Origin of the sequence: Pseudomonas sp. GM48, from assembly GCF_000282335.1 — a bacterium.
In the GTDB taxonomy this organism is placed as follows: Bacteria; Pseudomonadota; Gammaproteobacteria; order Pseudomonadales; family Pseudomonadaceae; genus Aquipseudomonas.
In genome coordinates, this window is record NZ_AKJM01000018.1 from 1 (window position 1) to 10,639 (window position 10,639).

Genomic DNA, 10,639 nt, shown 5'->3' on the forward strand with positions numbered 1-10,639 from the left:
TGGCCTGGAAATACTCGCTGGTCGAGTTGCTGGCAGCCTATCCGTTTCTCATCGTCGGTGGATTCGGAATGATGGTACTGCTCACTGCCTGGGCAAAAAGCAAAGACACCGAAGGGCGTATGGAGCATGGCTCCTGGGCCGCAAGAAACACCGTCCTGGCTGCAGCGTGAGGCCAAGTTGAACAAGGACGTTCAGCTGTAGCCAATAACCCCCACTGCTAGCCGTTCACAAAATCTCACTTGAGGATATCCAAATGAAATCCATGAAAGTTCTCTTCGTAGTCGCCACTCTGACCGCTTCTTCTCTGGCGATGGCCACCGGTGGCGGTGATCGGACCTTCGCACGCATGGAGTCGGCCCGGAAAGTCTCGATGGAAACCTATCAGGTTGCACAGAAACAGAAAGCTGAAGCCGCTGTAGCTGTAAGCAAAGCCAAGGCGACCGATCACATCAACGGCTGATCGCTGTAGCGCACGCCCAAGCAGGCAGAAATGTGCGCTCTCAAGCCTCAAATGCAGCACCCAAGGTGCTGCTAGTGCCGGTTTAACTGAACACTCGGCACCCTGTATTTCGAAGCCCGACAATACCCACATGTTCCGGATGTCCGCATCCAGCAGGCGGGCATCGTCGGGCTTCGTTGTGAATGCTGCCGGTGTCAGCAAGGATCTCAGCACTCAGCCCCCCCTATGCCTCAGGCACTGGAGTCAGGCGGATACCGAGGTCGGACAGCTCCGATAGATCAAGCAGTGACGCTGGAGGCGTGTGACCTGCCCATGGGTCACCTGATGCTTGAAATAGTTTCAGGTTGCGGCTATCAGTGAGGCCTCAGTCCTTCGAGCGCAACAGCATGCCAACGACCGAAGAATCGATAATTGCCGCAGCAAGACTGCGCGCAGCATACCGGGGAGAAAACGAGGCATTGGCGGCAGCTTCAGCACTCGAAGTCCTGGCAGCGCTGAAAAAATCTTTATCGGGGGACAAGTACCAGGAAGCCCTCGAAAAACTGTATCTCGAGTACTCAACCTCTTGATCTCCCTGTACTGCACATCCCCCCTTTCTGACCAGCAACCCGTCAGTCAGCTTCTGCTCACTCGGGCGGAACAACGCGAGCGGATAGTTCGGCACTGAAGTTGTTCCCGTTCAAGGACAGCCTTCATAACATGAGTATCCGGGACAACGACGGCACGCCGGAATCGACATTGCGAGTTCTTTTCCATGAACATCAAGAGATGTCTTTCCCGGCAACCCGTAAAGAACTACAAAAAGGGCCCACCTTTCGGTGAGCCCTTCCAGTCCGCCTGGCAAAGCGAGTTTTGTTTGTTGGATTCGGAAAAAGTTACTTCGCGACATATCTGGCGCCGTGCGGATCGTTGAGTTTTGCCTGCAATATCCCCCACTCGCGCTGAATGATCGAGTAAGGAATAAAAATGCTGATCCTCTCAGCCCCCTTTACGCCGGCCTGAGTGCTCACATCGTTCAGAGTGGTTGAGTAGAAACCGATATTGATGCCGACAATACAGCCGTCACTGGTGAGGACCGGCCCACCCGACATGCCCTTGATCAATGGAGCATCATGGATGGCATAGAGATCACCGCTGTGTTCATCGGCATTGATGAAAGGCGTTTGATACACCGTGCCTTTCCCGCTAGCGGTCATGAGGTAAGGACTCGCCCCAACGGCCGTTATGCTCTCGCCCACACGCGGTGCGCGCCATGATGGGTAGCGGCCGCTGGCCTTGTGCTGGATGAAGACGAGATCGCAGCCTGTGCTGCAGCTGTACTTCACGTTAGGGATGAACGGAGTGTGGCGGGTGGTTACTGCATAGTCATCGTTCCATTGTACGGCCGAGGCCATGTATAGGTACGGTGCAGGAAAGCCCGAGTAGACTGAAAAGTATGAATCATTGGCAGGTCCCGAAAAGTCGGGTTTTACGATGCCGTTGCATCCTGCAGTTACAGCTCCAATTAAAAAGTAGGCCATGATCTTGATCATGATATATCACCGACTTAATTGGGAGAATGTGACTGTTTTTTGTTGTCAGTATTTTGTCATTTGTCGGGCTGCACTACTCCTCGCCGCTTGTTCTAGTTGGGGTTTTCTTACTTATGGCTGAGATTGTAATGGCGCGTATGAATAAATCGCGCTAAGGCCAATTACCTTTCGCGCAACTTCAAAAGTTCAAATATTTGGCGCCTGAAAAACGTTATTGCAGCAAGCGGATTCAAACGTAGACTTGGTGACGCCTGAAAACTTCTCGACTTACCGGCACCTGCCTGCAAGTTGCAACTGAATCATACTTATTAAGTTCCTGCGGATCGAGGAATTGGCATTCTCACCACAGAGATATCTTGTCTGGCACCGTCGGTGTCACTCATAAGAGTACGCTGGCTTGAACACCATGCCGGACAGCTTGCTGACACACATCTAAAAGCTTGTTCCCATCTGCCAGAATTGCGCCACTCGCCAGCATTCCAACCAGTGCAACTGCTGCCACCATGCTTGCCTTCATGATGATTCTGCTGAGCACGTTAATAGCCGTTGGTGCTCACTGCCTGGCCGTAGGCCTTCGATGTGCAATTTGTTTGCTTGAGCATTACATAAGGTTGCGCGCCGGGTGCCAGTATTGCTGGCTCTGCGAATTCAGCATCCGCACCAGGCACCGACGCTTTTCCTTTCCGGCCTGTGCTTGCAAAAGTGATTTATCGCACTACTGCGCCCCAACCCTTTCCAGACTTTGAGCCTGAATCGGCATTCACATTGCCCAGCGTGAACGAACCCGATACTTTGTGAACGTTCTGCAGTAAATCCAGGACAACAAAAAAGGGCCCACCTTTCGGTGAGCCCTTCTAGACCGCCCAGCAGAGCGGATTTTGTTTGGTAGGCGCGATTGGACTCGAACCAACGACCCCCACCATGTCAAGGTGGTGCTCTAACCAACTGAGCTACGTGCCTGCTGTGAGGCGGCATTCTACGGAATTCCGGAGGGGTGTCAACACCTTTTTTCGAGCTAACCCTATGAATATGCAAAATATTTAATTTTGCGGGTACAAAGAAGATTTTCCGGGTGGCTGGCGGCCGTTTTTCAACTCGGGTAGGATCAACGCACTCGTAAAATATATTAAACAGAGGCTGCAGGATGGCTAACACCCCCTACCCAGAATCCTATTACGCCGCATCGGCCAATGCGGTTCCGCCGCGCCCGACGTTGCAGGATGACGTCGAGACCGATGTCTGTGTGATTGGCGCCGGTTATACGGGGCTGTCCTCTGCCCTGTTCCTGCTGGAGAACGGCTTCAAGGTCACGGTGCTCGAAGCCGCCAAGGTGGGTTTCGGGGCGTCCGGGCGTAATGGCGGGCAGATCGTTAACAGCTATAGCCGCGATATCGATGTCATCGAGCGCACGGTCGGCCCCAAACAGGCTCAACTGCTGGGGCAGATGGCGTTCGAAGGTGGGCGAATCATTCGGGAGCGGGTCGCCAGGTACAACATTCAGTGTGATCTGAAGGACGGTGGCGTGTTCGCCGCGATGACCGCCAAGCAGATGGGGCATCTCGAGTCCCAGAAGCGCCTGTGGGAGCGTTTCGGGCACACCCAGCTCGAGCTGATGGATCAACGTCGCATCCGCGAAGTGGTGGCGTGTGATCAGTATGTCGGCGGCATGCTCGACATGAGTGGCGGTCACATCCATCCGCTTAACCTGGCGCTGGGTGAAGCGGCAGCGGTCGAGTCCCTGGGCGGGACAATTTATGAGCAGTCGCCGGCCATACGCATCGTACGCGGCGCCAACCCGGTTGTGCACACGCCACAGGGCAAGGTCAGGGCCAGGTTCATCATCGTCGCCGGCAACGCGTACCTCGGCAATCTGGTGCCGGAACTGGCCGCCAAATCGATGCCTTGCGGCACTCAAGTGATTACCACGGAGCCACTGGGCGAAGAACTGGCGAAGACCCTGCTGCCTCAGGATTACTGTGTCGAAGACTGCAATTACTTGCTCGACTACTACCGCCTCAGCGGCGACAAGCGCCTGATTTTCGGTGGCGGTGTGGTGTACGGCGCGCGGGATCCGGCGAACATCGAAGCGATCATTCGGCCGAAAATGCTCAAGGCATTTCCGCAGCTCAAGGACGTGAAGATCGATTACGCGTGGACGGGCAACTTCCTGCTGACCCTGTCGCGCCTGCCTCAGGTCGGTCGCCTGGGCGACAATATTTACTATTCCCAAGGCTGCAGCGGCCACGGCGTGACCTACACACACCTGGCGGGCAAGGTGCTGGCCGAAGCGCTGCGCGGCCAGGCCGAGCGTTTTGACGCGTTTGCCGACCTGCCCCACTACCCGTTCCCTGGTGGACAAATGCTGCGCACACCGTTTGCGGCATTGGGTGCGTGGTATTACGGATTGCGGGACAAGTTCGGCTACTAAGCGGCACTGCAATTCACTGTGGGAGCGAGCCTGCTCGCGATGGACTCAAGAGCGCTGCGTTTAGTCAGTAAACACGCGGCATCGTTAACGACCATCGCGAGCAAGCTCGCTCCTACAGTGGGTCACGCACATGGCGGCGCATTTTTTTGTTCAGCGAAGGTTACAAACGGTCCCGTGCGATTCCGCTGCGGATTCGCAAGATGTCAGCCAACACCGCCAGAGCGATTTCTGCCGGGGTCTTGCTGCCCAGGTTCAACCCGATTGGCGCATGGATCCGACCCAACTCGACATCACCCAGACCGCCGATGCGGCGCAGGCGCTCGAAGCGTTTGTGCGAGGTCTGCATGGAGCCCATCACACCGATATAGAACGCCTCGGTGCGCACCGCCTCCATCATCGCCAGGTCATCAATGCGCGGATCGTGAGTCAATGCCACCACTGCCGTATCGCTGTGGCAACCGCCGTCGGCAATGAACACCGAAGGCAGTTGGCGGCGAATCTCTACGTTTTCCAGCACGACGCCTTCCAGCACGTCGTCCCGCGGGTCACACAGAATCACCTCGAAACCCAAGCCCACGGCAAACTCTGCACAAGCCTGAGCGACACTGGAATACCCCGCCAGCAGCAAACGCTGGGCCGCGCCGACGCGCACACGCACCCGGTCGATTTCACGCTCGATACGCACACCCTGCTCACGATCATCGAACAGACTGCGCGCACCGCTGAGCAGATCAACTTCGCGGATCAGTCGACGCCGGCCCAACAGCGCCGACTCCAGCTCCCGCAGATGCGCTTGCGCCTCGCAATCGGCTTCAAGCTTCTCGACCAGCACATCCAGCACCCCGCCACACGGCAGGCTGACGCGGGAGCGTGGATCGTCGCCTTCGCCGTAACGAACAACGCTGACCGGCTCCAGAAACGCACCGTCGGCGACTCGCTCGAGAAAGTCTTCCTCGACACAGCCACCAGACAACGAGCCAATCCATTGCCCGTCAGTGTTCACCGCCAATAGCGACCCCGGTGCGCGCGGTGCCGAGCCGTAAGTGGCCAGCACCGTACACAGCCAGATGCGCTGACCGGCCGTCGACCACTCCAGCGCCCGACGTATCACCTGCAGATCGAGATGCTGCATATCAGTGCGCCTTGTGCTCGAGCGGCGGCGCATCGGCCCGCAACTTCTGCACATCGTTTACGGCCAAATCATTCGGCTGACCGCCCCAGCCCTGACGCAGGTAGTTCAGCAGATCCGTGAGTTGCCCGTCGCTCAACTTCTGAGCGAACCCCGGCATCGGCTGCATGTGCTCGAACCCGGAGAACTTCTGCTCGCCGATACCGTCGTCGATCACCCGCACCAGGTTGCGCGGATCTTCCAGGCGCAACGTGGTGTTGCCACGCATGGCCACGGCGATGTGCGGCCTGCCCTCGCCACCCGGCGCATGGCAACCGGCGCAGACATTCAAATATTCCTGACGGCCACGCTGGGCACTTGGGCTGAGTTTGTCCAACGGCACTTCTGTGAGGACTTTCGCCGCCGGCGGCTGATCGCCGAGCAGGAAGGTCGCCATCGCCGCCAGATCCGGATCACTGAGGCCCTGGGTGCTGTTATGGAACACCGGGAACATCTCGTTGAACATCGTGCCCTGGGCGCTCATGCCGTGCTTGAGGAACGAGCTCAGGTCCTGATGGTTCCAGCCACGGGCCGCCAGGTCAGTGGCCAGCAGGCTTGGCGCCAGATAACCATTGAGAATGCCGCCGGTCATGCGCTTGTCCTGCTGCATCGCACCAGGCAAGCCCCGCGGCGTATGGCATTCGCCACAATGACCAAGCACATCGACCACATATTGGCCGCGCTTCCAGGCTTCGCTTTTGCCTTCAGCCGGTTCCAGCTTCACGTCCTTGCCGTACATCATGTTCCAGCCCATCAGGCCCAGGCGCACGTTGAACGGGAAGCTCAGGCTGGTGACCGGTGCTGCACGCTCGATCGGCTCGACAGTTTTCAGGTAGGCATGAATCGCGTCGGAATCGGCGCGCGGCATCAGGTGATAGGAGGTGTAGGGCATCGCCGGATACAGGTTCGCGCCATCGCGGCGCTTGCCTTCGGTCAGCGCGGCAAAGAACTCGTCATCGTTGTACAGGCCGATGCCGTGCTCTTTGCTCGGGGTGATGTTGGTGCCGTAGATTGTGCCGAACGGCGAAACGATCGGCAGACCGCCCGCATACGGCGCGCCACCCGGTGCGGTGTGACACGCCATGCAATCGGCGGCGCGAGCGAGGTATTCGCCCTGCCTGACCTGCGCGTCATCGGCGTGAGCCAGCAACACAGGCGCAGCCAGACCAACCGCCAATGCCAGACGGCTAAGTAGAAGCTTCATGCTTAACCCTCCTTGACCAGGCCGAGATCGGTCAGCACGTTGCGGGTGGCGCTGTAGTAACGCACGTACCCGGTGCAACGGCAGATGTGATGGCCGAGGCTGTCCTCGATGACTTTTTCCAGCTGGCTTTTGACGATCGGCTGACGCTGCAGCTTTTCCACCAGCACGGTCGCGGCATTGACGAAGCCCGGTGCGCAGTAGCTGCACTGGAAGGCGAATTCATCGACGAAGCGCTGCTGGATCGGATTCAGCTCGGTGACCTTGCCCTGCTCGTCGCGTGTCGCATGGCCTTCGATGGTCCGTACTTTCTTGCCTTCGAAATAGTGCGCGCCGGTGATGCAGGTGCGCACTTCTTCACTGGTGCCGTCGGGGTTGTCGACGATCACCACGCAGGCGTGGCAGATGCCCTGGCCGCAGCCCAGGCGCGAACCGGTGAGGTTCTTGTATTCGTGCAGGTAGTCGATCATTGGCAGGTCATCAGGGATGTCCACCGGGCCGACGGATTGACCGTTGAGGGTCAGTTGAAGCGGACGGTTAGCCATTGAGGGCCTCCTTGATGCGTGCAGAAGTGATAGGCAGGTCGCGGACACGTTTACCGATGGCATGGGCCACGGCGTTGCCGATGGCGCCAACCACCGGAATCATCACCACTTCGGCGATGCCCTTGGACGGGTCGCTTGGCGAGAGTGGCGGCAGGATGTCCGCCGTCTGTTTCCACACCGCAACATGCCGCGCCATCGGCAGGCGGTAACGGTTGAAGTTCCAGTCACCCTCCCCCGGCCCGCCTTCGTACAGCGGCATTTCTTCCATCAGCGCATGGCCGATGCCCATGGCGATACCGCCTTCGAGCTGGCCCTTGACCAGTTCTTCCACCAGCACCCGACCGCACTCGACCCACGAGTGATGGTTGAGCACCGAGACTTCCGCCGAACCTTTGTTGACCTTCACTTCCACCAGCGTCGCCACCGGGCTGTAGTAAGTCACCGCCGCGTTGTTCAGCTGGGTTGCCGGGTAGGCGATGTTCTGCCGGTCCAGCAGATGGAAACCGGCGCTGTTCATCTGCGCCTTCTTCGCTTTCGGTGCACCGTCGCCGTACTTGACCGCCAGACCATCGAGCGGCAAACGCTCACGTACGCCGTCGATGCTGAACTCGGCCTCGGCCCAGCTCCAGCGGTTGAAACCGTGCACCGTGGCGCCGCTCACCAGGCCGCGCTCGTGAACACGCTTGGCCAGCATGGCGAACGGCAGGGGTTCCATGCCGTTGGCGGTGAGCTTGCCGTCGACCCAATGGGCGTCTTCGCGGCGCACCACGTAAGGGTTGGCCTGGCCGCCGTAAGGGCCTTGGCGCCAGATCTCCAGCGCCGCCGGCCACAGGCCGTGGTTGAACAACACACGCGCCGCTTCACGGGTGGCGTGGCTGAAGTAGTACGCGGAGTTGGTTGCCGACGAAGCCGAAGCGACTTTGCCGACCCAGCGTGGATTGCGCAGGAAATTGTCCTGCTCGGCCTGACTCATGATGTACGGGTTGCCGCCACTGATCAGCTGTAACTCTTTCCATTCGGTTTCGCCGGTCTTCACTTCGTGGGCCGGAATACCGAGGAAATCAGCCACGACCATGGCCTGCGAGGTGGACATGCCGGTACCGATTTCGATACCGATGTGGCGCAGGCTGATGCGACCTTCGGCAGTGAATTCAATGCTGGCCATCGGTGCTTCGGAACCGGTGCCGAAGTCTTTCTGGCAGATGGCGAAACCAATGCCGTACCAGTTATCCGGATCGGCGGCTTCGCGCTGTTTCTTGATCGCGTCGCGGTTTTTCCAGGTGTCGTGAACGGCTGCCTTGTCGAGAATCTCGTGCAGGCGCAGAGCACCGGCCGGGATCGCGCCCTGGGTGTTTTTCATGCCCGAGCGCAGTGCGTTTTTACGGCGCAACTCAATGGCATCGACGCCGAGGCGATCAGCGATTTCATCGACCATCATTTCGGTCGAGGCCATGCTCTGCAGGGTGCCGTAGCCACGCATCGACCCGGCCTCCACTGCGCGGGAGTGATAGGCCGTGACCTGCAAATCGTTCTGCGGCATGTAGTAGATCGATTGCGCTGCCGTGGCGCCCACCGCAGCCACCGACGGGCTGTAGTTGATTCGCCCGCCACCGTCGACGCTCATTTCAGCGCGGAAGATCTTGAAGCTGTGGTCGTTCTTGTCCACCGCCAACTGGTAGCGAATGTCGAACGGGTGACGCTTGATGCCGCTCTGGAACTGCTCGTAGCGGTCGTTGGCCAGGCGCACCGGCACACCCGCGCCGTACAACGCCGCCAACGCTGCGTAGTAGACGAAAATGTTGTGGTCTTTGGAGCCGTAACCGACGGTATAACCCGGGTGCATGTTCAGATTGGCCAGGCCGAAACGCGACGGCGCAATCATCTTCGCGGTTTCGGTCGCGGCTTCCAGCGGACACTGGGTGGCGACGACGAAATGCAAGGTCTTGGTGGCCGGGTCGTACCAGCCGTTGCCGTTGTCCGGCTCCAGGGCGGCCGGCTCGATCGACGGGGTCTTGTAGCGCTCGTCGAACACCAGCCAGTTGTCCGGCGGTGTATCGATCTGCTGCTTCATGCGCTCGGCGTAGAACAACCCGCGCTCGGTGAGGTTGCCGTGCAGGTTCGGCTGGGAGTTCCACACCGGACGACGGTTTTTCAGCATCGGGAACAGGATCGAGTCCTTGAGGCTGGCGAACTCGTCTTCGTCCGCCGAGGTCGCGCCGCCGACACGTACGTAGCGGAAGCTGCCGTAGGGATCACCTTCGTAGAACGGCACCTGGGCACCGTAACGAATCGCCTTGTCATTGAATTTGAGTTGGTTCTTGGCCTGTCGGAAGCGCTCGAAGTCGTTCCAGATCAGGATCGCCACCGGATGCCCGATGAACATCGGCACCTTGCCAGCCGGCAACAACGGATCGGGAGCGTGCTCCTCAGGGAATACGATACCGTCCTTGACCAGGTTTTCGGCGGTGACGATGCGGTCCGGCTGCAACTCGGCGCCCAGCCACGACAGGTCGATACCTGCGAAGATGTGGTCGGCCTTGATGGTCTTGAGCAGCATGGCGTGGCCTTGCTGCTGCGGCCAGCCCGGCATGTCCTTGGCGCGGATGTCGCGGGCAAAGACCTTGCTGCCACAGACCTTGGACAAGGCATCGTTACGGGCGCGCGCCTTGCCATTGTTGCCGAGCCACTGCTCGGACGGCACAGTCACGCTGTTTTCCATCAAGGCGGCCAGCGCCTGGCTGCTCAATGGCGTGAGCGTCACGCTCACGCCCGCTACCAGCCCGCCCTGAAGGAACGAGCGCCGGGATATATCACGGTTGGACATGGATCATCCTCTGGGCGGTTATGGAGCCCGCCCTTCTGGTTATGTTCTGGAAAATCTCGAGTCTTGCAGAGGCCCCTTTCGACGATGCAAAGGGCTGTTGTTGACAGTGCAAAGCTGACCGAAAGGTTAAGTTTATAGGCTTACGGCCTGACGGAAAACTAAAAACTGACCAGCAAATCAAAAAAACGCGACTATTCGACGCAGCACGTTAAGAGTAGCCGTGAATTTTGGTAGCGTGAGGCTGGAGGGGTGCTGCTGGACGACGGCGTCGTCAGCGTCCGATAGGCCATTCCGGCAACGAGGCATGCAGAAAGGTCCACCGGGAACAAGGCGAGAGGGGAAAACCTGAATTCCAGAAACAAAAAACCCCGGTCTTTCGACCAGGGTTTTTGCTATCGACTCGAAGTAAACCAGCGGTTTTCTTCGTAGCTCCAAGGCGTTCAGTTGGCCTCGGGGCAGATATGGCGCAGCGGACGGGACT

The 10,639-nt window shown here is 58.8% G+C and carries 9 protein-coding genes and 1 tRNA gene; 3 read left to right on the forward strand and 7 right to left on the reverse strand.

Annotated features, from left to right (window positions below; genetic code table 11):
* Positions 1-253 precede the first annotated feature (253 nt).
* Both PMI28_RS25800 and PMI28_RS29285 read left to right on the forward strand, forming a co-directional pair.
* Entirely contained in the window at positions 254-460 is a 207-nt protein-coding gene (locus PMI28_RS25800) for a co-regulatory protein PtrA N-terminal domain-containing protein (RefSeq protein ID WP_007982238.1), read from the forward strand.
* A 386-nt stretch (positions 461-846) separates the two neighbouring features.
* A complete protein-coding gene (locus PMI28_RS29285) occupies positions 847-1,029 on the forward strand; it encodes a hypothetical protein (protein WP_007982241.1) in 183 nt (60 codons plus the stop codon).
* A gap of 306 nt (positions 1,030-1,335) precedes the next feature.
* Here PMI28_RS29285 and PMI28_RS25795 read toward each other — a convergent pair whose 3' ends face one another.
* Together PMI28_RS25795 and PMI28_RS25790 are read right to left on the reverse strand one after the other, a co-directional pair.
* Complete coding sequence (locus PMI28_RS25795; protein ID WP_007982243.1) at positions 1,336-1,992, reverse strand: trypsin-like peptidase domain-containing protein; 657 nt, start codon at positions 1,990-1,992, stop codon at positions 1,336-1,338.
* Between the two features lie 883 nt (positions 1,993-2,875).
* Positions 2,876-2,952, reverse strand: a tRNA-Val gene (locus PMI28_RS25790).
* 184 nt (positions 2,953-3,136) lie between these two features.
* Between PMI28_RS25790 and PMI28_RS25785 the strand changes: the two genes are divergently transcribed.
* On the forward strand, positions 3,137-4,420 hold the full coding sequence (locus tag PMI28_RS25785; protein ID WP_007982250.1) for an NAD(P)/FAD-dependent oxidoreductase: 1,284 nt from the start codon (positions 3,137-3,139) through the stop codon (positions 4,418-4,420).
* 160 nt (positions 4,421-4,580) lie between these two features.
* Here the strand turns inward: PMI28_RS25785 and PMI28_RS25780 are convergent, their stop codons facing one another.
* The 5 genes from PMI28_RS25780 to PMI28_RS30945 all read right to left on the reverse strand — a co-directional run.
* Positions 4,581-5,552, reverse strand: coding sequence for an XdhC family protein (locus PMI28_RS25780; RefSeq protein ID WP_007982252.1), 972 nt, complete (start codon positions 5,550-5,552; stop codon positions 4,581-4,583).
* Position 5,553: 1 nt separating this feature from the next.
* Complete coding sequence (locus PMI28_RS25775) at positions 5,554-6,792, reverse strand: cytochrome c (RefSeq protein ID WP_007982254.1); 1,239 nt, start codon at positions 6,790-6,792, stop codon at positions 5,554-5,556.
* A gap of 2 nt (positions 6,793-6,794) precedes the next feature.
* Positions 6,795-7,334, reverse strand: coding sequence for a (2Fe-2S)-binding protein (locus tag PMI28_RS25770; RefSeq protein ID WP_007982256.1), 540 nt, complete (start codon positions 7,332-7,334; stop codon positions 6,795-6,797).
* The gene (locus PMI28_RS25765; protein ID WP_007982258.1) at positions 7,327-10,158 is read right to left on the reverse strand and encodes a xanthine dehydrogenase family protein molybdopterin-binding subunit; all 2,832 of its coding nucleotides are present in this window, start codon (positions 10,156-10,158) and stop codon (positions 7,327-7,329) included. The genes PMI28_RS25770 and PMI28_RS25765 overlap by 8 nt, the downstream gene beginning before the upstream one ends.
* 177 nt (positions 10,159-10,335) lie before the next feature.
* On the reverse strand, positions 10,336-10,639 hold a 304-nt coding region (locus PMI28_RS30945; RefSeq protein ID WP_238540670.1), incomplete at its 5' end, for a hypothetical protein.

Coding starts and splice junctions, on each gene's coding strand:
- PMI28_RS25795 (WP_007982243.1), bottom strand. CDS start 1,992: ATGATCAAGATCATGGCCTACTTTTTAATTGGAGCTGTAACTGCAGGA.
- PMI28_RS25770 (WP_007982256.1), bottom strand. CDS start 7,334: ATGGCTAACCGTCCGCTTCAACTGACCCTCAACGGTCAATCCGTCGGC.
- PMI28_RS25780 (WP_007982252.1), bottom strand. CDS start 5,552: ATGCAGCATCTCGATCTGCAGGTGATACGTCGGGCGCTGGAGTGGTCG.
- PMI28_RS25785 (WP_007982250.1), top strand. CDS start 3,137: ATGGCTAACACCCCCTACCCAGAATCCTATTACGCCGCATCGGCCAAT.
- PMI28_RS25800 (WP_007982238.1), top strand. CDS start 254: ATGAAATCCATGAAAGTTCTCTTCGTAGTCGCCACTCTGACCGCTTCT.
- PMI28_RS25765 (WP_007982258.1), bottom strand. CDS start 10,158: ATGTCCAACCGTGATATATCCCGGCGCTCGTTCCTTCAGGGCGGGCTG.
- PMI28_RS25775 (WP_007982254.1), bottom strand. CDS start 6,792: ATGAAGCTTCTACTTAGCCGTCTGGCATTGGCGGTTGGTCTGGCTGCG.
- PMI28_RS29285 (WP_007982241.1), top strand. CDS start 847: ATGCCAACGACCGAAGAATCGATAATTGCCGCAGCAAGACTGCGCGCA.